At 64.5% G+C, this 25713-nt stretch carries 22 protein-coding genes; 6 read left to right on the forward strand and 16 right to left on the reverse strand.

Going from position 1 to position 25713, the window contains the following annotated elements:
• The first annotated feature begins 8 nt into the window (after nt 1-8).
• Genes fdhF through MTR72_RS21030 form a run of 3 tightly spaced genes read left to right on the forward strand, consistent with a single transcriptional unit; the run spans nt 9 to nt 3937 of the window.
• Nucleotides 9-2882 (forward strand): formate dehydrogenase subunit alpha, encoded by a 2874-nt coding sequence (gene fdhF, locus MTR72_RS21020; RefSeq protein ID WP_341510886.1) that lies wholly within the window; start codon nt 9-11, stop codon nt 2880-2882.
• Between the two features lie 4 nt (nt 2883-2886).
• Complete coding sequence (gene fdhD, locus MTR72_RS21025; protein ID WP_280964918.1) at nt 2887-3714, forward strand: formate dehydrogenase accessory sulfurtransferase FdhD; 828 nt, start codon at nt 2887-2889, stop codon at nt 3712-3714.
• Complete coding sequence (locus MTR72_RS21030; protein ID WP_280964919.1) at nt 3704-3937, forward strand: formate dehydrogenase subunit delta; 234 nt, start codon at nt 3704-3706, stop codon at nt 3935-3937. Before fdhD ends, MTR72_RS21030 begins: the two co-directional genes overlap by 11 nt.
• A 9-nt stretch (nt 3938-3946) precedes the next feature.
• On the opposite strand, the gene MTR72_RS21035 is transcribed toward MTR72_RS21030, so the two are convergent.
• The 16 genes from MTR72_RS21035 to MTR72_RS21110 all read right to left on the reverse strand — a co-directional run bounded on the left by MTR72_RS21035 (nt 3947) and on the right by MTR72_RS21110 (nt 23526).
• Nucleotides 3947-4732 (reverse strand): Crp/Fnr family transcriptional regulator, encoded by a 786-nt coding sequence (locus MTR72_RS21035; protein ID WP_280964920.1) that lies wholly within the window; start codon nt 4730-4732, stop codon nt 3947-3949.
• A 129-nt stretch (nt 4733-4861) separates the two neighbouring features.
• Nucleotides 4862-6070 (reverse strand): ABC transporter substrate-binding protein, encoded by a 1209-nt coding sequence (locus tag MTR72_RS21040; RefSeq protein WP_280964921.1) that lies wholly within the window; start codon nt 6068-6070, stop codon nt 4862-4864.
• Between the two features lie 148 nt (nt 6071-6218).
• Nucleotides 6219-9188 carry a bifunctional [glutamine synthetase] adenylyltransferase/[glutamine synthetase]-adenylyl-L-tyrosine phosphorylase gene (locus tag MTR72_RS21045; protein WP_280964922.1) on the reverse strand — a complete coding sequence of 990 codons (2970 nt, stop codon included), beginning with the start codon at nt 9186-9188 and terminating at the stop codon, nt 6219-6221.
• Nucleotides 9185-10645 (reverse strand): sensor histidine kinase, encoded by a 1461-nt coding sequence (locus MTR72_RS21050; RefSeq protein ID WP_280964923.1) that lies wholly within the window; start codon nt 10643-10645, stop codon nt 9185-9187. Before MTR72_RS21050 ends, MTR72_RS21045 begins: the two co-directional genes overlap by 4 nt.
• Nucleotides 10629-11309, reverse strand: a complete 681-nt coding sequence (locus tag MTR72_RS21055) for a response regulator transcription factor (protein ID WP_280971026.1) — start codon at nt 11307-11309, stop codon at nt 10629-10631. Before MTR72_RS21055 ends, MTR72_RS21050 begins: the two co-directional genes overlap by 17 nt.
• 285 nt (nt 11310-11594) lie before the next feature.
• Nucleotides 11595-13169 (reverse strand): Do family serine endopeptidase, encoded by a 1575-nt coding sequence (locus MTR72_RS21060; protein ID WP_280964924.1) that lies wholly within the window; start codon nt 13167-13169, stop codon nt 11595-11597.
• A 209-nt stretch (nt 13170-13378) separates the two neighbouring features.
• On the reverse strand, nt 13379-14722 hold the full coding sequence (locus tag MTR72_RS21065; RefSeq protein WP_280964925.1) for a methyl-accepting chemotaxis protein: 1344 nt from the start codon (nt 14720-14722) through the stop codon (nt 13379-13381).
• Nucleotides 14723-14827: 105 nt separating this feature from the next.
• Nucleotides 14828-15310, reverse strand: coding sequence for a cytochrome c-type biogenesis protein (locus MTR72_RS21070; protein WP_280964926.1), 483 nt, complete (start codon nt 15308-15310; stop codon nt 14828-14830).
• Between the two features lie 5 nt (nt 15311-15315).
• The gene (locus MTR72_RS21075) at nt 15316-17298 is read right to left on the reverse strand and encodes a heme lyase CcmF/NrfE family subunit (protein ID WP_280964927.1); all 1983 of its coding nucleotides are present in this window, start codon (nt 17296-17298) and stop codon (nt 15316-15318) included.
• Entirely contained in the window at nt 17295-17783 is a 489-nt protein-coding gene (gene ccmE, locus MTR72_RS21080; RefSeq protein WP_280964928.1) for a cytochrome c maturation protein CcmE, read from the reverse strand. Before ccmE ends, MTR72_RS21075 begins: the two co-directional genes overlap by 4 nt.
• Before the next feature lie 37 nt (nt 17784-17820).
• Nucleotides 17821-18927 carry a c-type cytochrome biogenesis protein CcmI gene (ccmI, locus tag MTR72_RS21085; RefSeq protein WP_280964929.1) on the reverse strand — a complete coding sequence of 369 codons (1107 nt, stop codon included), beginning with the start codon at nt 18925-18927 and terminating at the stop codon, nt 17821-17823.
• A 131-nt stretch (nt 18928-19058) separates the two neighbouring features.
• On the reverse strand, nt 19059-19328 hold the full coding sequence (locus MTR72_RS21090; protein ID WP_280971027.1) for a hypothetical protein: 270 nt from the start codon (nt 19326-19328) through the stop codon (nt 19059-19061).
• Between the two features lie 99 nt (nt 19329-19427).
• A complete protein-coding gene (locus MTR72_RS21095; RefSeq protein WP_280964930.1) occupies nt 19428-20828 on the reverse strand; it encodes a hypothetical protein in 1401 nt (466 codons plus the stop codon).
• A 159-nt stretch (nt 20829-20987) separates the two neighbouring features.
• Entirely contained in the window at nt 20988-22364 is a 1377-nt protein-coding gene (locus MTR72_RS21100) for a sensor histidine kinase (RefSeq protein WP_280964931.1), read from the reverse strand.
• Nucleotides 22365-22470: 106 nt separating this feature from the next.
• Nucleotides 22471-23139 (reverse strand): response regulator transcription factor, encoded by a 669-nt coding sequence (locus tag MTR72_RS21105; protein ID WP_280964932.1) that lies wholly within the window; start codon nt 23137-23139, stop codon nt 22471-22473.
• A gap of 231 nt (nt 23140-23370) precedes the next feature.
• Nucleotides 23371-23526 (reverse strand): hypothetical protein, encoded by a 156-nt coding sequence (locus MTR72_RS21110; protein WP_280964933.1) that lies wholly within the window; start codon nt 23524-23526, stop codon nt 23371-23373.
• A gap of 238 nt (nt 23527-23764) precedes the next feature.
• Between MTR72_RS21110 and ku the strand changes: the two genes are divergently transcribed.
• The 3 genes from ku to MTR72_RS21125 all read left to right on the forward strand — a co-directional run bounded on the left by ku (nt 23765) and on the right by MTR72_RS21125 (nt 25540).
• Entirely contained in the window at nt 23765-24721 is a 957-nt protein-coding gene (ku, locus tag MTR72_RS21115) for a non-homologous end joining protein Ku (protein WP_280964934.1), read from the forward strand.
• Between the two features lie 58 nt (nt 24722-24779).
• Nucleotides 24780-25016 carry a hypothetical protein gene (locus MTR72_RS21120; protein WP_280964935.1) on the forward strand — a complete coding sequence of 79 codons (237 nt, stop codon included), beginning with the start codon at nt 24780-24782 and terminating at the stop codon, nt 25014-25016.
• Nucleotides 25017-25375: 359 nt separating this feature from the next.
• A complete protein-coding gene (locus MTR72_RS21125; protein ID WP_280964936.1) occupies nt 25376-25540 on the forward strand; it encodes a Flp family type IVb pilin in 165 nt (54 codons plus the stop codon).
• Nucleotides 25541-25713 lie beyond the last annotated feature (173 nt).

Below are 25713 nucleotides of genomic sequence, written 5' to 3' on the forward strand. Positions count from 1 at the left end.
GAACGACAATGTCTCTGATCGAAGAAATCGACTTCGGCACGCCGCGCTCGAAATCGGAAACGATGGTGACGCTGACCATCGACGGCAAGGAGATCTCGGTGCCCGAGGGGACCTCGATCATGCGCGCGGCCATGGAAGCCGGTCATCAGATTCCGAAACTGTGCGCGACCGACATGGTAGATGCGTTCGGGTCCTGCCGCCTGTGCCTCGTCGAGATCGAGGGCCGCGCCGGCACGCCGGCGTCCTGTACCACGCCGGTGATGCCCGGTCTCGTCGTGCACACCCAGACCGAGCGGCTGAAGAAGCTGCGCAAGGGCGTGATGGAGCTCTACATCTCCGACCATCCGCTCGACTGCCTCACCTGCGGCGCCAATGGCGACTGCGAATTGCAGGACATGGCCGGCGCCGTCGGCCTGCGCGATGTGCGCTACGGCTATGAGGGCGAGAACCACGTCTTCGCTAAGTCCAACGGCGACGTGAATCCCGCCTGGATGCCGAAGGACGAGTCCAATCCGTACTTCACCTACGATCCCTCCAAATGCATCGTCTGCTCGCGCTGCGTCCGCGCCTGCGAGGAGGTGCAAGGAACCTTCGCGCTGACGATCTCGGGCCGCGGCTTCGACAGCCGCGTCTCGCCCGGCATGAGCGAGAGTTTCCTGGGCTCCGAATGCGTTTCCTGCGGCGCCTGCGTGCAGGCCTGCCCGACCGCGACGCTGACGGAAAAGTCCGTGATCGACATCGGCCAGCCCGAGCATTCGGTCGTGACCACCTGCGCCTATTGCGGCGTCGGCTGCGCCTTCAAGGCCGAGATGCGCGGCGAGGAAGTCGTGCGCATGGTGCCCTACAAGGACGGCAAGGCCAATCGCGGCCATTCCTGCGTCAAGGGCCGCTTCGCCTGGGGTTACACCAACCACAGGGAGCGCATCCTCAAGCCGATGATCCGCGAGCGGATCGAGGACCCCTGGCGCGAGGTGTCGTGGGACGAAGCGTTCTCGTTTGCCGCGGCCAAGATGCGCGGCATCCAGAAGACATACGGCCGCGACGCCATCGGCGGCATCACCTCGTCCCGTTGCACCAATGAAGAAACCTATCTGGTGCAGAAGCTGATCCGCGCAGGCTTCGGCAACAACAACGTCGATACCTGCGCCCGCGTCTGTCACTCGCCGACCGGCTACGGTCTTGCCACCACATTCGGCACCTCCGCCGGCACGCAGGATTTCGACTCGGTCGAGGACACCGACGTCGTCGTCATCATCGGCGCCAACCCGGCCTCGGCCCACCCCGTCTTCGCCTCGCGTCTGAAGAAGCGGCTGCGCCAGGGCGCGAAGCTGATCGTGATCGATCCGCGCCGCACCGAGATGGTGGAATCGCCGCATGTGAAGGCGCTGCATCTGCCCTTGATGCCCGGCACCAACGTCGCGGTGATGACCGCTCTCGCGCATGTCATCGTCACCGAGGGCCTCGTCAACGAAGCCTTCGTGCGCGAGCGCTGCGACTGGAGCGAGTTCGAGGAGTGGGCCGCGTTCGTTGCCCAGCCGAACAACAGCCCGGAGGCGACCGCGATCCTGACCGGCGTCGATCCCAAGGCGCTGCGTGAAGCGGCGCGCACCTACGCCACCGGCGGCAATGGTGCGATCTATTACGGCCTCGGCGTCACCGAGCACAGCCAGGGCTCGACCACCGTGATCGCGATCGCCAACCTCGCGATGGCGACTGGCAATATCGGCCGCCCCGGCGTCGGCGTGAACCCGCTGCGCGGCCAGAACAACGTGCAGGGCTCCTGCGACATGGGCTCGTTCCCGCACGAGCTGCCCGGCTATCGCCATATCGCAGGCGATGCCGTGCGCGAACAGTTCGAGGCGCTGTGGAACGTCAAGCTCAACCCGGAACCGGGCCTGCGCATCCCCAACATGTTCGACGCTGCGGTCGAAGGCACCTTCATGGGCCTCTACGTGCAGGGCGAGGACATCCTGCAGTCCGATCCGAACACCTCGCACGTTGTGGCGGCACTATCGGCGATGGAATGCGTGATCGTCCACGACCTCTTCCTGAACGAGACCGCGAACTACGCCCACGTCTTTCTGCCCGGCTCGAGCTTCCTCGAGAAGGACGGCACCTTCACCAACGCCGAGCGTCGCATCCAGCGCGTGCGCAAGGTGGTGACGCCGAAGAACGGCATGGCCGATTGGGAGGTCACCATCGGCCTTGCCAAGGCCATGGGCTTCGAGATGAACTACAATCACCCCTCCGAGATCATGGACGAGATTGCGGCGCTGACACCGACCTTCGCAGGCGTCTCCTACGCCAAGCTCGAGGAGCTCGGCTCGGTGCAGTGGCCCTGCAACGAGACGGCGCCGGCGGGCACGCCGGTGATGCATATCGACGGCTTCGTCCGCGGCAAGGGCAAGTTCGTCGTCACCGAATATGTCGCGACCGACGAGCGCACCGGTCCGCGCTATCCGCTGCTGCTGACCACGGGCCGTATCCTCAGCCAGTACAATGTCGGCGCGCAGACGCGGCGCACCGAGAACTTGGTCTGGCACAGCGAAGACCGGCTGGAGATCCATCCGCACGATGCCGAGCAGCGCGGCGTGCGCGATGGCGACTGGGTGCGGCTGAAGAGCCGCGCCGGCGAAACCACGCTGCGCGCCGAGATCACCGACCGCGTCGCACCGGGCGTCGTCTACACCACCTTCCATCACCCGGACACGCAGGCCAACGTGATCACGACCGACTATTCGGACTGGGCGACCAACTGCCCCGAGTACAAGGTCACGGCGGTGCAGGTATCGCCGTCGAACGGCCCGTCCGACTGGCAGAAGGCATATGATGCGCAGGCACGGCATTCGCGCCGCATCGCGCCGGCCGAGGCTGCGGAGTAGGCGCATGCACGTGCCGGTCCAAGCCATCGACCGCGAGATCTGGCGCGATGGCGCAGCCTCCAAAGGGACGCGTCTGATCCCGGAGGAGAGCCCGCTCGCGCTGACCTACAATGGCGGTACATATGCCGTCATGATGGGGACGCCGCAGAACCTGGAAGACTTTGCCGTCGGCTTCAGTCTCAGCGAAGGCATCGTCAAATCGGTCGACGACATCCAGTCGCTCGAAGTGATCCGCCTCGACGAAGGCATCGAGCTGCGCATGTGGCTGGCATCGGAACATGCCGGACGCATCAGCGAGCGCCGGCGGCACATTGCGGGGCCGACCGGCTGTGGCATCTGCGGCATCGATTCCATCGCCGAAGCCGTGCGGCCCGCGGCCGTGGTGCTGCAGGGGCAGAGCTTTACGCCTGAGCAGATCATGGCGGCAATGCAGGCCATCGCGCCGCTGCAATCGATCAACCTGCAAACCCGCGCCGTTCACGCCGCTGGGTTCTGGTCTCCTGCCGGCGGCATCGTCGCCCTGCGCGAGGATGTCGGCCGCCATAATGCGCTCGACAAGCTCGCCGGCGCGCTGGCGCGCAGCCGGACGAATGCAAGCGGCGGCATGGTGCTGCTGACGAGCCGTGTCTCGGTGGAGATGGTGCAGAAGACCGCCGCGATCGGCGCGCCAGTGATAGTTGCGGTCTCCGCCCCCACTGCGCTTGCGGTCCGCACGGCGGAAGCCGCCGGCATCACGTTGATTGCCATTGCCCGCCAGGACGGGTTCGAAGTGTTCACACATGGCAGCCGGGTTGTCGTCCGCGTTGCCACGGAGGTTGCCGATGTCGCCTGACCGCCTGATCTACATGGCCAACCAGATCGGCACGTTCTTCCGAAGCCAGGGCCACGACAAGGCCGTGCCTGGGATCGCCGAGCACATCAAGAAATTCTGGGATCCCCGGATGAAGCGCGCGATCTTCGCCCATCTCGATGCCGGCGGCGCGGGCCTGGAGCCGAACGTGCGCGAGGCCATCGCCTCGCTGAAGCAGGCTACGTCCCTTCCAGCAGCGCCGTGAGAGGCCGCTCTAGCGAGAGCACTCGCTATCGGGGGCGAGCCGCGCTTCCACCGGATGAGTGTCGACGGATTCGAGGCTAAGTTGCCTCTGATATTCGCGTTCGATCACACTGAAGCAGCTACAGGAAGTCTGCTGCAACAATTTCGCATCCGCGATTGTTACCAGCCCGCGCGAGCTGCGTATCGCCCCTTCGCTGTCGAGCACTTCCAGGCAATCCGTTACGCTGGCCCGCCGCACGTTGAGAAGCTGGCTTAAAACGTCGTGCGTCAGAGGCACGTTGTCGTCGTCGAGAGCATTCCTCGCAACAAGCAGCCACCGCGCCAGTCTTTGCTTCAGCGAGTGTGCAGCATTGCAAACTCCCGATTGCGAGGTCTGCAGCAGCACAACATCTATGTATCGGAAAAGCACCCTTCGAAGAGTTGGAAGCTCTGGAAGAGCTGCGAGAAATTCGCGGGAGGAAGTCCGCAGCGCCGTGCCGCCTACTTGCACTACACGACGGTGCGGAGGCGCCTTATCGTCTTCAGCCAGGACAAGCGGCGCACCGATCATACCTTCCGAACCGATCAGCCACGCTTCGACGAACCGATCCTCGTCAATTCGCGCCGACACCGAAACCAGTCCTCGTTCGATGAAATAGACGTGATCCATTGGCGATCTCCAATGATGCAGTATCTGCCGCGGCAGGATCTGCACCGCCTCCGACTTTGATCGCAGCAGGAGAAGCTCATTGTCGGGAATAAGCCGCAGAAGCCTGTTCCGCGTCCGACCGAAACCCTGGCTGCCGAAACTGATCATCCCAGCGGACTCCTGAGCCCTATCGGGATCTATGGTCTCAGAACCAGTCGTCACAAGTGCGATGGGGCATGGCTTTCGTTGCCCGATCCGGCCCGAATTCGGCTAAAACGTCATGACAGCAATGCTGAGCTAATGAGTGAGCAGCGGGCATGCGCTGTCAGCCAATTTCCCGAACGCCTGATCACCGGACATCGTCTGTACGAGACGATAGTAATCCCAGGGATGCTTCGATTCTTCGGGCTTCTTGACCTGCATGATGTACATGTCGTGCTCCATCAAGCCATCGGGACGGATCACGCCGTTGGACGTGAACATGTCGTTGATCTTTGCCTTGTGCAGTTGGTCCATGACCTTATCCGGATCCGTCGAGCCGACCGCCTTCACAGCGTTCAGATAGGTCAGCGTCGCCGAATAATATGCAGCCTGGGTCATGGTCGGCTCACGCTGGGTGCTTTCGAAGAACCGCTTGGCGAATGCGCGCGCTTTATCGTTGAGGTCCCAATACCAACCGGTGGTGAGATACAGCCCCTGCGCAGTTTTCAACCCGAGCGCATGAATGTCGGTGATGAACGCCAGGAGCGCAGCAGGTTTCATCGTCTTTGCGATGCCGAACTCATCGGCGGCCTTGATCGAGTTGGTGAAGTCCTGTCCGGCATTTGCCAACCCAAGGACCTGCGCTCCCGAGTTCTGCGCCTGTAGTAGATAGCTCGAGAAATCCGACGTCGCCAACGGCACGCGGACCGCGCCAATTACCTTTCCTCCGTTTGCCTCGACAACCTTGGAGGCCGCCTGCTGAAGCTGCGTGCCGAAGGCGTAGTCCGCCGTGACGAAGAACCACGTCTTGCTGCCCTGCTTCACGACCGTGCTGGCCGTCCCGTTCGCCAGCGACGTCGTATCGTAGGCATAGTGCACCGTGTAGGGCGTACAGTCCTTTCCGGTAAGCGATGCAGCGGCTGCGCCGATCGAGAACAACGGCGTCTTCTTTTCCCTTGCGATGGTCGCCATTGCCAAGTTGACCCCGCTATTCGATCCGCCCAGCACCATCGTGACGTTGTCACGATCGACATATTCACGGAATTTTTGCTCCCCGAGATCCGGCTTGTTCTGATGATCGGCGACAAGCAGCTCGATCTTGTTGCCCAGCACGCTGCCGCCGAAATCCTCAATGGCCATCTTGGCAGCAGTCACTCCGCCAGGCCCGATGATGTCGGCATAAACTCCGGACATGTCATCTATGTCACCGATGACGACCTTGTTCGATGCAGCGTTCGCCACAGTGGGCGCCGCCAGCAATGCCAGACTGGAGAAAAGCAATCTGATAGTAAGATGTGGGGTCATTTCCGGTCTCCTTTGCCGGCTCACTGCCCTCTATTGAACTCTATCGATGCACGATTGTTCAGCCATAGGCCTTTTGGAGGAGATTTGGCGCGAGGGTACGGTAACGTACCAACTGGTCATCGTCTTGCCATCGCCTCGCTGAAGCAGGCTAGCCCCCTTCCAACAGCGCCGTGAACACGCGCCGCACCTCGCTTTGCGTCTCCTTCACGCGCGCCTCCAGTGCGGAGAAATCCGGCGCGTCGCCGGCGCGCGCCATCACGCGCTGAAGGTCGACGCCGGCCGTTTCCGGCTTGAAGCGGTCGCTGACGCACAGCCGCAGGATTTGCGTGAGATCGTGATAGAGCCGCGTTGCCGCGCGCAGGATCTCGGCCTCCGATTGCGCGAGCACGCCCAGCTTCGCGGCATTCTCCAGGACCTGTAACGTGCTGACGTCGAGAATGTCCGGCTTGTCGTGGGCATGTACGAGCTGGAGATATTGCGCGATGAAGTCGATATCGATCATGCCGCCGGCCGCATATTTGAGATCCCAATAATCGGCCTCGCCCTTTTCCTGTGCGATGGCACGGCGCATGTCGGCGACGTCGTTGGCGATGATCGCCACGTCGCGGCGACGGGTCAGGACCTCGCGGATGACGCGCTCGATCCGCTCGCGGAATTCGGGCGATGCCGACACCACGCGCGCGCGCGTCAGGGCCATGTGCTCCCAGGTCCAGGCCTCATTGGCCTGGTAGTCGGCGAACGAGGCGATGCTGGATGCGACCGGACCGGCGCGTCCCGACGGGCGCAGCCGCATGTCGATCTCGTAGAGCACGCCGTAGTTGGTTCGCGTGGTGAAGGCGCTGATCAGACGCTGGGTGAAGCGGGCGAAATAATGCGCGCCCTGGAGCGATTTGGGTCCGTCGGAATCCGGATTCTCGCTGTCGAAGTCGTACAGCAGGATCAGGTCGAGATCGGAGGACGCCGTCATCTCACGGCCGCCGAGCCGGCCCATGGCGATGATCGCAGTCTCCTGCCCCTTGATGCGGCCGTGCTGGGCGGCGAAGCGATCCGCGACGAGGCCATGCACGGTGTGGACGATGCCTTCCGCGACATCTGCAAATGCGGTGCTCGCCTGCTGCGCCGAGACGGTGCCGGAGAGAATGCGCGTACCGATCAGGAACAGGCTCTCCTGGCCGAACAGGCGCAGACGATCGAGGAACTCCTCATAGGAATCGGCATCCCGCACGGTGGTTGCAAGTCGCGCCGACAATTCCTGCTTGTCCGGCATGGCACCGAAGAAACGCGGGTCGATCAGGCCGTCCATGAGCTGCGGCTGCCGCGCCAGCATCTCGCCGAGCCGCGGCGCTGCGCCCAGCACCAAAGCGACGAGCGCAACGAGGTCGCGGTTCTGACTGAGCAGCGTGATCAAACGCCCGCCACGCTGCAATGCCTGGAGGAAATGATCGAAGGCCGCGACCGCGCGGTCCGGCTCCTCGGCATGCGCTAAGCCGTCGATGAGAGCCGGCACGAACTCGACGAATGCGCTCCGCGTCTGCTGGGCGCGGAACACGCGGTAGTCGCCGGTGATCCAGTCGCGCACGGTCTGCGCCACCGCCGCGGGCTTCTTGAAGCCGAGCATCGTCAGGTGCTGCAGCAGGCGGGGATCTTCGGGACCGGCACGGTAATCGAGGGCCGGCAGTTTTTCCGTCCCGGTCGGATCGTCCCCCTCGAACAGCTTTTCGTAATGCCCCTGCACGATCTCGAGCTGGCGCAGCAGATCGCGCGCAAAGGCCTCGCGATTCTCATAGCCGAAGAACCAGGCAAAGCGCTCGACCGCCTCCTTGTCCTCGGGCAGCGCGTGGGTCTGCTCGTCGGCGATCATCTGGAGGCGGTGCTCGACCCGGCGCAGGAATTGATAGGCCTTGGTCAGCTCGTCGCGGGCCTCGAAGGTGATCCAGTTGCTGGAGGCGAGCACGTCGAGCGCGGCCAGTGTCGGCCGCACCCGCAATTCCGGATGGCGGCCGCCGGCGATCAATTGCTGGGTCTGCGCAAAGAACTCGATCTCGCGGATCCCGCCGCGGCCGACCTTCACGTTATGGCCTTCGACTGCGATCTCGCTCTGGCCGCGATAGGTCTGCATCTGCCGCTTCATGTCGTGAACGTCGGCAAGCGCGGCGAAGTCGAGATGCTTGCGCCAGACGAACGGGGCGATCTCCGCCAGCAGCGCCTCGCCTGCCACCGAATCACCGGCACAGGCGCGCGCCTTGATCATGGCGGCGCGTTCCCAGGTCCGCCCTTCGCGCTCGTAGTAGTTCAGCGCGGCGTCGCGCGAGATCGCCACCTGCGTCGAGGACGGATCCGGGCGTAGGCGCAGGTCGACGCGGAAGACGTAGCCGTCGTAGGTCCGCTGCTGCAGAATGCGCGCCATCCCCTGCGTCACCCGGACGAAGAACGGCTGCGGCTCGATGTCCGGCGCCAGAGTCGTGGCCTCGGGATCGAAGAACACGATGAGATCGATGTCGCTTGAATAGTTCAGCTCGCCTGCGCCCATCTTGCCCATGGCGAGCACGATGAGGCCGCAGCCCTCTTCCGGAGCCTCGGGATTGGGCGGCGAGAGCTTGCCACGTGCGGCTTCCTGCCGCAGGATGAACTGAAGTGCCGCCTGCACCGAAGAGACGGCCACATCGGTCAGCGCCGCCGTCACCCGCATTACCGGCCAGACCCCGCCGATGTCGCAGAGCGCGGTCAGGAGCGCTGTGTCCGCCTTCATGCGGCGAAGAATTCGCATCACCTCGGCTTCATCGGCCGCGGCAAACACCGCGCCCCTCGCCTCCTCGATCAGCGCCGACAGATGCGCATCGGGATCACATTGCAGGAGCCGGATCAGGCGTGCCGGATCGGCGCGAACAAGTTCAAACAGATAGGGCGAGAATTCCGCGATGCCGGCCAGGATATCCTTCGCGAAAGGATGGGCCAGCAATCCCTCGATACTGGCCGATTGTGCCGGCTCGAGCTCGGCCAGCCAAATCCCAAGACGTCGGTCGTCGGTTACGGAAGCGGCAATATGGGGAGCTTCCGCGAAGCGTGCGGCCAGCCTCTCACCAGTCTTGTCCGCGTTTCCCGGCGCGGAGAGGTTCATGCCACCTTCTGTGACACATCCTGCATTGGGGGAGCAACCCTGTCGCCGACACCGGCGCGGGCCGGCAGGACCAGCGTGGCGACGAGACCCGGACGGGCATCATCCAGCCGCAGTTCACCGCCATGCAATGTCGCAACCGCTGACGCCAAACTGAGGCCGAGGCCGGAGCCCGGCAAGGTGCGGCTCGCCTCCAGTCGCACGAATCGCTCGACGACATGCTTGCGGTCGGCCTCGGGGATGCCGGACCCGTGATCGGTGACGCTGAGCAACACCTGCTCGCCCTCGCGCTTGGCTTCGATCGTGATCTGCCGGCTGTCCATGCTGACCACGGTTCCCGGCGCCTGGGCTGCCGGCTTGCCGTATTTGATCGCATTCTCGACCAGGTTGGCGAGCGCCTGGCTGATCAGCTCGCGGTTGCCGTGAATGGGTGCGGCCTCCGCCTTGACCCTCAGGGTCATGCCGTCGTCCTCGGCGAGCGGCTCGTACAGCTCGTGGATGCCATTGGCGACCTCGGCAGCGTCGAAGTCATCCATATTGCCGCGCGCCTGCCCGGACTCCGCGCGCGCGATCATCAGGAGGGCGTTGAAGGTGCGGATCAGGCCATCGGATTCCTCGATGGTCCGCTCCAGCGCCGCGCGGTAGTCGGCCTCGCAGCCCGATTTCGCCAGCGCCTCCTCGGCACGGTTACGCAAACGTGTCAGCGGCGTCTTGAGGTCGTGGGCGATGTTGTCGGAAACCTCCTTGAGGCCCGCCATCAGCGCCTCGATGCGCTCCAGCATGGCATTGAGATTCTCGGCGAGCCGGTCGAGCTCGTCGCCGCTGCGGCCCACCGGCAGCCGTTCGCTGAGATCGCCGGTCATGATGCGCTGAGCGGTGCCAGTCATCGCGTCGATGCGCGTCAACACGCGTCGCGCCACGAAGATGCCGCCGCCAAGGCCCAGCACCACGACGATCAGGATCGACCATTGCGCCGCCCTCGCCACGATGCCGAACAGCCGCCGCCGCTCGTCGAGATCGCGGCCGATCAGGAGACGGAAGCCGTTCTCCAATTCGGTGACGCGCACCAGCGCGCGATGATCGCGGTCGTCCGCATCCTCGATCCGCCGATAGGCCGTCTCGGACCAACCCGGCGTTGCCATCACGCCCGGCGCCAGCGAGCCGACATTGCCGGCAACCGCCTGCCCCGTCGGCGTGGTGACGAGATAGAGGTTGGCGCCCGGCCGCAGCGCCCGGTACTCGATCGCGCGCACGAGACCGAACAGGCCGCGGCGGCCATAGATCTCGTTGATCTCCGAGGTTTCGGCATTCACCGTCTGCGTGATCTCCTCGGTGATCAGCCGCCGCGTATTCCAGGCGAAATAGCCGAGTAGCGAGGCCGCGAACACGGCAAACAGCAGCAGATAGACCAGCGTCAGCCGGAACGCCGTGGTGCGGACGAGTTTACCGAATGCCGTCACGGATCATGTACCCCGCGCCGCGGATCGTGTGCAGCAGCGGCCGATCGAATCCCTTGTCGATCTTGGAGCGCAGCCGCGAGATGTGCACGTCGATCACGTTGGTCTGCGGATCGAAATGATAATCCCACACGTTCTCTAGCAGCATGGTGCGCGTCACCACCTGGCCGGCATGCTTCATCAGATATTCGAGCAGGCGGAATTCGCGCGGCTGGAGCGTCAGCTCGTCCTTGCCGCGAGCCACGCGATGCGACAGCCGGTCGAGCTCGAGATCGCCGACGCGGTAGACCGTGTCCTCGGCGGGGCCGCCGCGACGGCGCGACAGCACCTCGACGCGGGCCAGGAGCTCGGCGAAGGAATAGGGTTTTGGCAGGTAGTCGTCGCCGCCGGCGCGCAGGCCCTTGATACGGTCATCGACCTGCCCGAGTGCCGACAGGATCAGCACCGGCGTCGACTCGCCCTTTTCACGCAGGGCGCCGATCAGCGACAGGCCGTCGCGCTTGGGCAGCATGCGGTCGACCACCAGCACGTCGTAGTCGCCGTTCTCGGCCATGGATAGACCTTCCTCGCCGTCGCCGGCGTGATCGGCAATGTGGCCGACTTCGCGAAACGCCTTCACGAGATAGTCGGCGGATTCGCGGTCGTCTTCGATGATGAGGAGGCGCATCGTGCGGTCGGCGGCGGTCAAGGAGGTCAACCCTTTATGAACATGGCGCGAGCGGCGGTCGCATGCAAGCCGAGCGAAACAGACTTGGGCAGGGAAAAAGGCGGGCGGTGAAGCTGGGGGGACCTCACCGCCCTAGGCCCTTCCGACGGAGGGGGGCGTATTCCACCGGAAGGTAGATGGGGTGAGCGAACGTTGCGCCGCTCCCCGGAAGGGCGTCGACGGCGGGGGCGACTGATGCCGGCGACACCCTTCATTTCTGAAGCCTCCTGGGGTTAACCCTTGGCGTTACCCCTTGGCCAGGGGCACCGCGACGAAGCGCGACTGGCCGCCGCTCTTCACGCGCATCAGGACGCTGTTCTTGTTGTCGGTCCGCGCCGAGTTGATTGCTTCGCGCACGTCGCCGGCGGAGCTCACGCTCTTGCCGCCGACTTCGAGAATGACATCGCCTTCCTTGAAGCCGCGTTCGGCCGCGGCGCTCTTCGGGTCGACTTCGGTGACCACGACGCCTTCCTTGCCGGCGCCGGCCACGGAGTCGGCGGGAGCAACCGTCATGCCGAGCTTGGGCACGTCGGTGCCGCGGGTCGCACCCTTGCCGCTATCCTTGTCGGTGTCGGCCTTGGCCTCGACCGTGTTCGGAAGCTGACCCAGGGTGAGGTTGACGACCTTGTCCTGGCCCTTGTGCAGCACATTGAGCTTCACGGTCGCGCCGGGCGCCATGGCGCCGATGGTGCGGGCGAGCTCGCGCGCGTCCTTGACGGATTCGCCGTTGACCGCCGTGATCACGTCGCCGGACTCGATGCCGGCCTTCGCAGCCGGACCGTTCGCCTGCGGCTCCGCCACCAGCGCGCCTTCGGCCTTCTTCATGCCGAGGCTGTCGGCGATGTCGGACGTCACGGGCTGGATCTGCACGCCGATCCAGCCGCGGCTGACCGAGCCTTTGTCCTTGAGCTGGGCAACAACGCTTTTCACGGTGTTCGCCGGAATCGAGAAGGCGATGCCGACGCTGCCGCCGGAGGGTGAGTAGATCGCGGTGTTGACGCCCATCACCTCGCCCTCGGTGTTGAAGGCCGGACCGCCCGAATTGCCCTTGTTCACCGGCGCGTCGATCTGGATGAAATCGTCATAGGGGCCGTTGCCGATGTCGCGGCCGCTGGCCGAGACGATGCCCGCGGTGACGGTGCCGCCGAGGCCGAAGGGATTGCCGACCGCAAGCACCCAATCGCCGATCCGCGGCTTGCCATCGGCAAGCTTGGCGAACGAGAAGTTCGAGCCACCCTCGACCTTGATCAGGGCGAGGTCGGTGCGCTGGTCGGTGCCGATCACCCTGGCGGTGTAGGTCTTGCCGTCGTCGGTCGTGACCTCGACCTTGTCCGCGCCGTCGACCACGTGGTTGTTGGTCACGGCGAAGCCATCAGCCGAGATGAAGAAGCCGGAGCCCTGGCCCTGGACGACGCGGCCACGACCACCCTTCAGGCCCGGGAAGCCGTCCGGACCGCCGAAGCGGCGGAAGAAACGCTCCATCGGCGAGCCAGGCTGGAACGGCGAGGAATCATCACCGTCATCGTTGCTGGCGGTCTTCTCCTTGATGTTGACCTTCACCGAGATCACCGAGGGCTTCACGCGCTCGACGATGTCGGCGAAACCGACCGGGCGTTCGACCTTCCGGACCTCGTTGTTGACCTGCGCATGCGCGGGGCTGGAGAACAGGTCGGCCGGCGAAGTCGACGGGCTGAAGCCATAGACGGCGACGCCGAGACCGGCGACCACCGAGGCCATCAGCGCGACCTTGCGGGCCGAGAAAATCGACCGGCGCGGCTGCCGGTAGGACGGAAGATTCGAAAGATCGGGACGGTCGGTCATGCAGAGGTCTCCAAGGCCTTGAAATCCATTTGATGCCTGAGAGTGGCACCTTACGGCCCTGAAGATGGGGTCTTGCGCCTTACCGTGCGCTGGCGGCGGGGTTAAACTTTCGTAATGAAGGCCGATGCGGATGCGGCAGTTTATCGCAGCCAGAAAGTCCTGATCCTGCAGGAACTTAATAGGGTTCCTGTGACGAACTTCTGAACGCCCTAGCTCGCCCTGACGCTGATGATGAATTCATCGACTTCGCGCTTCAAAGTCTCGGCCTGCTGCGACAGATCGACAGCGGAATCGCGGGCCTCCGCGGCCATACGCCCGGTCTCGGCAGAGGTCGAGGTGATCTGGACGATGTGATTGGACACGTCGAGCGTTCCGCGTGCGGCATCCTGCACGCTGCGCGTGATGTCCTGTGTGGCATTGCGCTGCTGGGCGGTGTCGACCTCGATGCCGGACATGATCGAGGAGATCTCGGACAGCGTCCTGGAGATACCGTCGATTGCGCCGCGCGTCTCCGCGGTAATGCCCTGGATGCTGGCGACATGGGAGGTGATCTCCTCCGTCGCCTTGCTGGTCTGATGCGCGAGATTCTTCACCTCGGAGGCGACCACCGCGAAGCCCTTGCCGGCCTCCCCTGCCCGCGCTGCCTCGATCGTCGCGTTGAGCGCCAAAAGATTTGTCTGCGATGCGATCGCCTGCACGAGCTGCACGACTTCGCCGATCTTGTCGGCCGCGTCCGAGAGCGCATGAATGGTGTCGCGGCTCCTCTCGGCTTGTGCTGCTGCGCCCTCGGCGCGCTGGGTCGCATCCGTAACGCGGCGGCTGATCGTTCCGATCGAATTGGTCATCTCCTCGGCGGAGCCCGCGACCGTCTGGACGCTGGCGCTGGCCTGGCTCGCGGCGCTCGCCACCGCGTTGGCCTTGCTGCTGGTCTCGTTAGCCGCACGTGACAAGGTCTCGGCATTGCGCTCGAGCTGCACCGCCGAGGACGCTACGCTGTCGACGACGCTGGCAACGAGTTCGTTGAAGCTCTTGATGCGCGCATCGAGATATGTCGACCGCTCGGCCTGGTGCTGTGCCTCCTGCAACTGCCGCTCGGTGAGCCGGCGCCGCTCGATGCCGTTGGTCTTGAAGACCTCCAGCGCTCCTGCCAAAAGACCGATCTCGTTCGAGCCGCCTAGTCCCGGGACGGGCGTATCGAACTTCTGGTCGGCGACCTCGCGCATGGCATGCACGATCGCCGCCAGCGGGTGCAGAATGCCGTTGCGCACGACAAACCAGGTCGTGAGACAGATCGCGAAGGCAATGACGGTGATCACGCCGCAAGCAACCAGGAAATAGGAGAACGCGGTCTGCGCCTGCTGATAGATCTGCACCGCGTGCTCGCGCGAGGGGCCGCTCAACGCGGCGAAGTCGGACGACAGACTGGTGATCTCGTTGTTGAGATAGAGTACCGCCACAAACCCGGTACCTCCGCCGATAGCCAGCAAGAACAATAGTGCCGCGACGACGGCTCCAACCAGAAAGCGGATCGTCAGGTTGCTGTTGGCGAACATCGGAAGAACTCTAAGTCTGGAATCAAATCTCGCGACAAGCTTCCAGACAAAGGTCAACAGAGCATGAAGCGCGCTACCTTGTGCAGCTTACGTATCATTACGTAGCTAGCGCGACGCTGCGTCGTCTGACATCAACGCCGTAAGCCGCGCCTTTTCGTCGGGCGTGAGCGGCGGCGTTGGTACATCCGCACCACTTCGCGAGCGCCGCCGAATTTGCAGCCACAGCGCCAGGCCGCCACCGACGAGCAGCACCGGCGCAAGTAGCCAGAGCAGCAAGGTCTGGCGCTCGAAACGCGGCTTGAGCAGCACGAACTCGCCATAGCGGGCGACCAGGAAGTCGAGCACCTGCGAATTGCTGTCGCCGGCAGCGATCCGCTCGCGCACCAACAGCCGCAGGTCGCGCGCGAGCGGCGCCTCGGAATCGTCAATCGACTGGTTCTGGCAGACCATGCAGCGCAGCTCCCGCGACAATTCGCGCGCGCGGGCCTCCTTCGCCGGATCAGCCATGATCTCGTCGGGCTGCACCGCGCGAGCCGTCGGTGCTCCCAGCAGCGCGAGCGCGATGAGCGCGACAAACATCCGGCGCATGGCGATCACTCCGCCGGTTGCAGGCGCTGCTTCGCCCGCGCCGGCTTCGGCGCACCGACGCGCAAGCGCCGGTCGGACAGCGACAGCATGCCGCCGAACGCCATCAACACCGGGCCCCACCAGATCAGCAGCACCAGGGGCTTGTGATAGATGCGCACGGCGATAGCGCCTTCGGCGGTGGCATCACCGAGCGAGATGTAGAGCTGGCTCGCGCCGCGGGTCAGGAGCGCGGCCTCGGTGGTCGAGGAGCCGCGCGTGGTGAAGCTGCGCTTCGACGGCGTCATGACGCTGAGGGGCGCGCCGTGGCGGCTGACGTTGAATTCAGCGATCATCTCGCGATAGTTCGGACCCTGACGCTGAAACAGCCCGTCGAGCTTCAGATCGTAACCCGCGACATGCGCGACGTCGTTCTGCTTCATCGTCGCGATGTACTCGCTGTTCCAGGTGGTCTCGCAGACGATCCCGATCAGCGCGATCCCGAGACCGGCATGCGCAAACACCGTGCCCCAGGCCGAGCGCGGCAGGCCACGTGCGCGGTGCAGCGTCGTCGCGAACGGCAGGCGGAACAGGCCGGTCCGCTCCGCCAGATCCGTCACGGCGCCGGCGATCACGAAGATCCCAAGGCCGATCGCCAGCGGAGCGAGCGCGCTGCCGCCGCGGGCCCAGCCCCAGGCGATGGCGACGGCGACGAGTCCGGCCACACCGGCCGCGAGCAGGCGCTGCGTCACGCCGAGCAGATCGCCTCGCTTCCATGCCAGCATCGGCCCGAACGGCACGGCGAGCAGCAACAGCGCGAACAGCGGAACGAAGCTGAGATTGTAGAACGGCGCGCCGACCGACATCTTGAAATCGGCCAGCACCTCCATCGCCAGTGGATAGAGCGTGCCGAACAGCACGACCGCGCAGGCCACCGTGAGCAGCAGGTTGTTGAGGACCAGCGCACCTTCACGCGAGATCGGCGCGAACAGGCCCCCCTGCTTCAGGGCCGTGGCGCGCCCTGCGAACAGCGAGAGACTTCCGCCGATGAACAGGCAGAGGATCAGAAGGATGAACACGCCGCGCGTGGGATCGTTGGCGAAGGCATGGACCGAGGTGATGACGCCCGAGCGCACCAGGAAGGTGCCGAGCAGCGACAACGAGAAGGTCAGGATCGACAGCAGGATGGTCCAGACCTTCAGTGCGCTCCGCTTCTCCATCACCAGCGCCGAGTGCAGCAGCGCCGTGCCGGCAAGCCACGGCATCAGTGAGGCATTCTCGACCGGATCCCAGAACCACCAGCCGCCCCAGCCGAGCTCGTAATAGGCCCAGTAGGAGCCCATGGCGATGCCGAGCGTCAGGAAGATCCAGGCGACCAGCGTCCAGGGCCGCACCCAACGCGCCCAAGCCGCATCGATCCGGCCCTCGATCAGTGCCGCGATCGCGAAGGAGAACGAGATCGAGAACCCGACATAGCCGAGATAGAGCATCGGCGGATGCACGGCGAGGCCGATGTCCTGCAGCACCGGATTGAGATCGCGCCCCTCGATCGGCGGATTGGCGATGCGCAGGAACGGATTCGAGGTCATCAGGATGAAGAGGTAGAAGGCACTGGCGATCCAGGCCTGCACGCTCAGCACGTGCGCGCGCAGAGACAGCGGCAGATTGTTGCCGAAGATCGCGACCAGGCCGCCGAACAGCGCCAGGATCGACACCCACAGCAGCATCGAGCCTTCATGGTTCCCCCAGACGCCGGTGATCTTGTAGATCAGCGGCTTCATGGAGTGCGAATTCTCGTAGACGTTGGCGACGGAGAAATCCGAGGTCACGTGCAGCATGACGAGCGCTGTGAACGAGGCGCCGACGAACAAAAGCTGCGCCAGTGCCGTCGACCGCGCCACATTCATCAGCGCGGGGTCGCGCAGCCGTGCGCCGATCAGCGGCACGAAGGACTGGATCAGCGCCAGTGCGAGCGCGAGCACCAGCGCATAGTGTCCGGATTCCGCAATCACCGCACTGCTCCCTGTGGATTGCCCTGCGCCGTCGTCGCAGGCTTGGTGCCGTAGTCGTCCTTCCAGTGCCCCTGCTTCTTCAGGGCGTCGGCGACGTCCTTCGGCATGTAGGTCTCGTCGTGCTTGGCGAGCACGGTGTCGGCCTTGAACACGCCGTTGGCGTCGAGCACGCCTTCGGCGACGACGCCCTGCCCTTCACGGAACAGATCAGGCAGGATGCCCTTGTAGGCGACCGGCAGTTTCGCGTTGCCGTCGGCAACCTCGAAGGTCACCGCGAGATTGTCGCCGCGCTGGAGCGAGCCGGGCTGCACCAGCCCGCCAAGGCGAAACCGCTTGCCGGGTGCGAGGTGCTTCTCCGCGACCATGCTGGGGGTCGAGAAGAACACGATGGAGTCGCGCAAGGCATTCAGCACCAGCGCGGCGGCAAGCGCGAGCACGGCAAGCGAGCCGCCGATAATGGTCATACGTCGCTGCTTGCGCGTCATGGCGTGTCCGTTCTCCGCTCGTTCCGTCCCGCAATCGTCATCCGTCGAGCCCGAGATTCTTCAGGCCCTCGTTGAGCTGGCGCAACCGCTCGGCGTCATTGCTCACCGCCTGACGGGCATCGGTCGAGGCGCCCATCGCCTTGTCGCGTTCGCCCATCACGAGATAGGCACGCACCAGGCGCAGCCAGCCGTCGACATCGTCGCCGTTCTGCTTCAGGCGGCTCGCCAGACGCTCGACCATGCCACGGATCATTGCGCCGCGATCGCCCTCGGTCATGTCCTTGGCGGCCGCCATCGTCTCGTCCGACAGCGCCGGCGCGGTGCTGCCGCCGCCGACCCGCGTCAGCGAGGACTGCACGAGGTGACGCCACGGCGCATCCGCCGGCGCCTTCGCAAGCAGCGCGCGCCAGATGCTGGCCGCATCGTCCTTGCGGCCGTCCTGCTCGGCGGCGAGCCCGAGGAAGTAGTTCGCCTTGGGATCGTCGGCGTTGAGCGCATGCGCGCGCTCGAATTCGGTCTTGGCTTCAGTGGTCACGACGCCACCGGCAGTGGCCGTGAGCGCTTCGCCGAGATCCGACCTGCGCTCCGCACTCTCGCCATTGTAGGTGAGCGAGTTGCGATAGGCGCGCACCGCGTCGTCATAGCGACCGAGCCGCTCCAGGACCGGCGCAAGCACATTCCAGCCGCGACCGTCGGTCGGATTCTTCTCCAGATGTTGCTCGACCTGCACGACGAGGTTTTCGAGCGACTGCGCCATACCGGGCGCGCGGTCCCGCTGCGCCAGTGGAAAGTCGCGCAGCGCGGGCGAGCCGAGCGGGATGTAGACGCCGATCGCAATCAGCGGCAGGCCAACGAGAGCAAGAACGGCCGCGGCACGGCGCCATTTGAGGCTCGACATGAGTGCCGCCGCGGGCCCGCTGCCGGCGGCGGCAAGCAGCCTGCGTCCGATCTCGACGCGCGCGGCCTCCGCCTCCGGAGCCGCGATCAGCCCGACCGCAAGATCACGCTCGATCTCGGCCAATTGGTCTTTGTAGACTGCGACCTCGCTGCCTTCGCTCCGAGCCCGACCGCCACGGCCGAGCGGCCAGAGCACGGCGAAAATCGCCGCGACCGTCATCAGCGCGAACACGAACCATAGTGTCATCAGGCAAGCTTCCGGCAGCGCGTGGTTCGCGCCCATGGCTGGCTTTACACCACGGCTGGACGATGCGGCAATTGACAATTGTCAATTTGGCGCGACCGGTCGCAGTCCCGAAATAGTGAAAATCCAACGGCTTAGCCGATCTCGAACTCCGCGCTCTGGGCGGCATCCTCGCCGTGCCCATTGAGAGCCTTGAGGAAGTATGTTCCCGGCCTGATCGCATCGGGCAACCTGATGCGCAGCGCACCGACGGGAACCGGCGATGCAATCGTCGTGACCGTCTCCGGCAGTTGGCGGCCACTCGCCTTCTCGACCAGCACCACCTTCGCTCTGACCATCAATCTCCGATATGTCGCCGAGATCACGCGGTTCTCGAGTTCAACAAAGCTGATAATCGGTTTCATGCGCCCACAGATAGAAATTCCCAAAATGTGCACGAAACCGTACGGCCCGCCGCCGGCATCGTCAACCACAAATTGTAACAGCGAAAATGCGCGCCTGGATCAGCTTGCGCGCGACGATTTGCGCTCGCCGGTCAGCGCATTCTCCGCGGCCCGGCTCATCAGCGACGCATAGTCGTCGCCGAACAGCACCTCGCAGAAGCGGATCGCGGCCTGAACCTGTTGCTGCCGGTAGGTCCGGACCTTGTGATCGGCGGCGCGCAGGGACTGCACCAGCGATTCTGTCGATCGTTCGACATATTGCTGCAGGTCGGAGAACGTCCGCAGCGTCACCTCGTTGATGGCGAGTTCGCTCGCATAGTTGCGGCAGGTCGCAACGAAATCGATCAGCGCCGCCGCCTCCTCCACTTCGGTGCTGTCGACCCGCGCACCCGGAGGAATGTCCTTCTCGGCGCGCTGGCGCAAGATGCGGCGAACGCGGCCGGGAACGCTGTCGATCTCCGATTGCAGCGCATTGGAGATGTCCGCCCGGATCGACGTCAACTGCTTGCCCCAGGCGGAATCGTTGCGCAGATCGAGCTCGGTGCGTAGGCCGCGCACGCCGTCGTGGAGCGCTTTCAGATTGTCGGCGACGGTGTCAAAGCGACCGCGCTTGATGTCCATGCGCAGGATGGCGGCGAGACGGGACAGGTCGTGCAGCGCGATGGTGACGGCTACGCCATAGGGCGTCGCCGCGACGCGGATCTCGTCGTCGGAGGCGGCGATCTTGACCGCGAGGCGGATGATCTGCCAGGGCGCGGTCATCCGCTGGATCACCATCGACAGCGCGAAGGGCAGCATCTGCGGCGTCTGGAGCACGGGGATGTTGAGAGCCGCCGTCACCGAGGCGATCTGGGAATCGCCGAACGCGCGCAGGAAGCGCGGCAGCTTTTCGCTGAGGGTCGCCATGGCCTCGCGAACGGCAAGCACCGCACCGATCGAATAGAGATCCTCGATCACATTGGGCGGGCCGACGCGGGCGAGCGCACGCGACTTGTCGCCGCCGCCGGGTCCGATCAGCTCGGCGATGGCATCGGAGGCCACCGCTTGCAGCTTCAGTGCCAGGGCTTCGAGCTGGCCCGCATTGTCGGTCGGCAGGCGCGCCAGCGTCGCCTCGAGTTCATTCAGCTTGGCCGGAGCGCCGTCGCGGCCGAGCCATTGCCAGATCGGGTGCAGCGAGGAGCGGCGGATCTGCCCGACCCGAATCGGCGCACCGGCCTCGACGAGGAACGGTTCCAGCGGCTGGAACAAAAGCCGGGACAGATCGTCGGTGCGCGGCGGCGCGGCCTCCTCGACCTCGGTCTTGCGCACGATCTTGCGCAGTTGCTCGAGCACGAGGGTGGCGACCGCCGTGTCCTGGCCGCGCTCCAGCGCACGCTCGAACTCCCGCATCAGCAGCGCCTGCGACTGCGGCGGGAGCTGCGCGAGATACTCTCTCAGCCGCTCGATCGATGTCTGGCTCATGCGCCCGGGTAATGCACGGTAAAATGGCGGACGTGAGATGCGTCCGAGCGCGATCATAGAAGGGGCCGCCTTAAGAAGCCGTTTAGGAAGTTGGGTCGGATGCCCCGGTTTCCTGTGGAATGGTGCCCGTCACGGCAAAAAGGCGTGTCGGAACAGGCACTAAATGCCGGGGAGCACCAGCTCCGCGCGCAGGCCGCCGATCGGCGCGCTTCCGAGCGAGAGACTGCCGCCATAAAGCCCCGCCAGATCCACCACGATCGACAGCCCCAGCCCCGATCCCGGCTTGGATTCATCGAGCCGCTGGCCGCGCCGCGAGACCTGGGTGCGCTCGGCCTCGGACAGGCCGCGGCCATCGTCATCGACCATGATCCGCAGACGGTGGCCCACGCCGGCCTGGTGTGGCGTCTCCACCAGGACCTCGATGAAGACACGGGAGGTGGCCCATTTGCAGGCATTGTCGACGAGATTGCCGACCATCTCCTCCAGATCCTGGCGCTCGCCGCGAAATTTTGCGGACGGATCGGCCTTGGCCTCGACCATGATGCCACGGTCGCGATAGATTTTCTCCATGGTCCGGCGCAGCGCCTCGATCGCGGGCGCGACCTCCGTCACGGTGGCCACGACCGAGATCCTGGCCGCGATGCGCGCCCGCTCCAGATGATGGGCGACCTGGTCGCGCATCACATCGGCCTGCTCCATGACCTTGGCCGCGAACGGGTCGGCCGCGTGTACCCCCGCCTCGTTGACGATGACCGAGAGCGGCGTCTTGATCGCATGTGCGAGATTGCCGACATGGGTGCGCGCACGCTCGACGATTTCGCGATTGGCATCGATCAGCGCGTTGGTCTCGCGGGCCAGCGGCGCGATCTCGACCGGAAATTCGCCCTCGAGCCGCTCCGCCCGCCCGGAGCGGATGTCGGCGATCGCCTCCGAGATGCGCTTCAGGGGTGCAAGACCGAAGCGAACCTGGAACACCGTCGTCAGCAGCAGCACGATGCCGAGCGCGGTGAAGGTGCCGCCGAGGTAGTAGTCGAAGCTGCGCGTCTCGTCGAAGATTTCCGTGGCATCCCCCGCGACGCTGACCAGATATTTGCCGTCGGCGCCGAGATCGACCGGCCGCTCCACCATCCGCAGGTTCTGCCCTTCGGGCCCGTCGACATAAGCGAGCCGGATGCCGGCGGCGGTGAGCTCGGCCCCCTGCTCCTCCAGCTTCGGCAGCTTCTTGTCCCAGAGTGAGCGCGACGAGCGCACCTCCGGCTTCTCGGTATCGGTGCGCGTGATCTGCCAATACCAGCCGGACAGCGGCAGCTCAAACAACGGCTCGCCGAGCGACTGGAACTGACGGTCCGGCGGCTCGTCAGGCGTTGCGACCTCGGCGATCAGCGTGCGGAGATAGAGATTGAGACGGCGGTCGAAGGCACGTTCGGTGGCATTCTTGTAGACCGAGGACAGCACAACGCCGGTGATCGCCAGGATCACCACGAGCCACGCGGTCGCCGACAGGAACAGGCGGTTCGCCAGCGAGCTAGCGGGCATCGGAACGGTCCCGGAAGGCGCAGTACGGCGGGGCGTCAGAGATCATGACCGAGCAAGAGCCCTGTTCCGCCGCCCGGTCAAGCTTCGGATGCTTCAAGCCCCAACTTCAGGGGGCTGCCGGCGGGGTCAGGAGATAGCCCAATCCGCGGACGGTCTGGATGATATCGACGTCGAGCTTCTTGCGGATACGGCCGACAAACACCTCGATGGTGTTGGAGTCGCGGTCGAAGTCCTGATCATAGAGGTGCTCGACGAGCTCTGTGCGGGAGACCACGCGGCCGGAATGGTGCATCAGATAAGCCAGCAGTCGATATTCATGCGAGGTCATCTTCACCGGGTTGCCGGAGACGCTGACACGGCCGGTTCTCGTGTCCAGCGTGACGGGACCGCAGGTCAATTCGCTCTGGGCGTGACCGGTGGAACGGCGCAGCAGCGCGCGAATGCGGGCCAGCACCTCCTCGAGATGGAAAGGCTTTGCGACATAGTCGTCGGCACCGGCATCGAACCCCTGGACCTTGTCGCTCCAGCGGTCGCGCGCGGTGAGGATCAGGACCGGCATGGTACGGCCATTGCGGCGCCAGGCCTCCAGCACCGAGATGCCGTCCTTCTTCGGCAGGCCAATGTCGAGCACCACGGCATCGTAGGGCTCTGTGTCGCCGAGATAGTGCCCCTCCTCGCCGTCGAAGGCGCGATCGACGACGTAGCCTGCATCGCTCAGCGCCTTGGTGAGCTGGCGATTGAGATCGGGGTCGTCCTCAACAACGAGCAGGCGCACGTTTCTCTCCAGCAATGGTTCGGTCCGATGGACTGCACGGCATCAAGATGATCAATCCCGGCGTGAACTGAATATGAACGCCGGGAACCGGAAAACGTTACTTTTTGGTCATAAACGATTTTCACGCACTGATGCGACTGCGCCCGCCAGGCCACCGGAGGAGCCGATGGCATGGCGGGCGCAATGTGCCGTGTTGTGCAGCGAGTCGGAAGGTCTTCTCGATCGCGGCTCCTAGGTCCGGAAGAACACGAACCAGATGACCGCCAGGATCAGGATCGCCAGCCCGGTCGAGATGGCGAGCAACGCCGCCACGGAAGGTCCCGGCTCACCCTGACGCGCTTCGGTCGGGGTTTCGATGATCTGACGTTGGTCTCGCGTGGTTGCCATGGTGACCTCGATCTATCGCTGGCGCGTCCGATTGCCGCGACCTCCTCGCGGCCCTAAGTCCTTGAGGCAACGCCCGATCGTGAACGATGTTCCGGGCCGGCCGCCCTCACCCCCGATGGCAACCCCAGCCCGGCTCCGCGGTTAACGTCGTTGCAAGATTCCACCCGGCCGCTTGCTATGATTCGCAGGTACCCGGTGGTATCTTTGGAGGTTGTCCCTGTTGCGTTTGGAGTAACCCATGGCCCCCCGAGCCAATTGGAAGGGTTTTTTGCGGCTCTCGCTCGTGACCTGCCCGGTCGCGCTCTATCCCGCCACTTCGGATACCGAGAAGGTCTCGTTCAACCAGATCAATCGCAAGACCGGCCACCGGATCAAGTATCTCAAGGTCGACGCCGAGACCGGTGACGAGGTGACCTCCGAGGACATCGTCAAGGGCTACAAGGTCGACACCGACACCTATATCGAGGTCACCAAGGACGAACTCGACGACATCGCGCTCGATTCGACCCACACGATCGAGATCGATGAATTCGTGCCCAAGGCCGACATCGACAACCGCTATCTGATCCGGCCCTATTATCTCGTGCCGGACGGCAAGGTCGGCCACGACGCCTATGCCGTGATCCGCGAGACCATCCGCAGCATGAACAAGGTCGCGATCGGCCGTGTGGTGCTGACCAACCGCGAGCACATCATTGCGCTGGAGCCGCTGGAGAGCGGCCTGATGGGCACGCTGCTGCGCTACCCGTACGAAGTGCGCAGCGAGACGGAGTATTTCGACGATATCCAGGACGTGAAGCTCACCAAGGACATGCTCGACCTCGCCAAGCACATCGTCGAGAAGAAGTCCGGGGCCTTCGAGCCCGAACTGTTCGAGGATCATTACGAGACTGCGCTGATCGATCTCATCAACAAGAAGCGCAGCGGCATGCCCATTGCCGCCAAGGCGGCGCCGAAGACCGGCGGCAACGTCATCAACCTGATGGACGCGCTGAAGAAGAGCCTCGCCAGCGAGAAGGAAGCGGCGCCCGCGGCGAAGGTCGCCAAGGGTAAGAAGCCGAAGAAGCGCGTCGAAGGCCAGCGCGAGATGCTGCTGCCGATTGCCGGCAAGGGCGGCAAGGAGGCGGCGGCTAAGGAAGCCCCGAAGAAGGACAAGCCGGTGCGCGCGCCGGCACGGGCGAAGAAGGCCGGATAGCAGCAGCGGTCGGGGGCGAAGCGCGTCGTGATGTCTCCCGCAGACGGGCCGGCCTGACATGCCCTGGTCGGCGACGTTCGACGATCCCATTCCCCTCCGCAACGGGCGCAAGCTGCAGACCCTGCAAGAGGCGGCCGATCACATCATGCAACTGCCCGAGGACGCGCAGCACGCGCGTCACTGGCAGACCGCGATCGAGACCTTGATCAACGCGGCCGAGACCGGCGGCGGCTGGATGTTGTTTGCCCGCATAGCGATGTTGCGGGCGCTGAACGCGGACGCTCGTCGCGGGTGAGGCCTGCCCGGCCCGAGATCGTTTGCACAGTGGGCTATCGATTGCGGGTCCCGTGCCGAGCCGCTGGAGAGCCGCCTCAACAATCCGTTAAGCACGCCGCCGCTTTGGTGAGACAGCCGGCTCCTCTTCACGCTGCGCGAGGTATCCTTTCGGAACACAAAATTAACCTTCGATTCCCGCGGCCGATCTTAAATCCACACGAATTGGGTGAGGAAACCTTAAGTTAGTCGATGGCAACATAGGTGGCAGCAGGCGAGGACGGCCGGACCTGTTGTTTCAACGCGCCCCAAAAGTTGATGGATCAATTTACATTCCGAAGACGGCGCGAGCATACGTTGAGGGATGAACAGGAGTTGACGATGACCTTGCTCAGGTCCTTTCTTGCCGACGAAAATGGTGCCACCGCCATCGAGTATTGTCTGATTGCCGCTGGTATTGCGCTCGCAATCGTCACCGTCGTGAACAACGTCGGGACGGCACTCCTGAACAACAAGTTCGACTCGATCAACGCGGCCACGAAGTAACCGCCATTTTTGATCCTCCGCCATCTCGCCATTGCGAGCGCAGCGAAGCAATCCAGAATCCCTCAGCGGAAACACCCTGGATTGCTCCGATGCACTCGCAGTGACGGAGTATGATCAACCACGTTCTTCCTTCCAATTGACCGGACTGCGCTGTCCTCGACCTCCGCTGGTCG

This window comes from Bradyrhizobium sp. ISRA442, from assembly GCF_038085055.1.
In the GTDB taxonomy this organism is placed as follows: Bacteria; Pseudomonadota; Alphaproteobacteria; order Rhizobiales; family Xanthobacteraceae; genus Bradyrhizobium.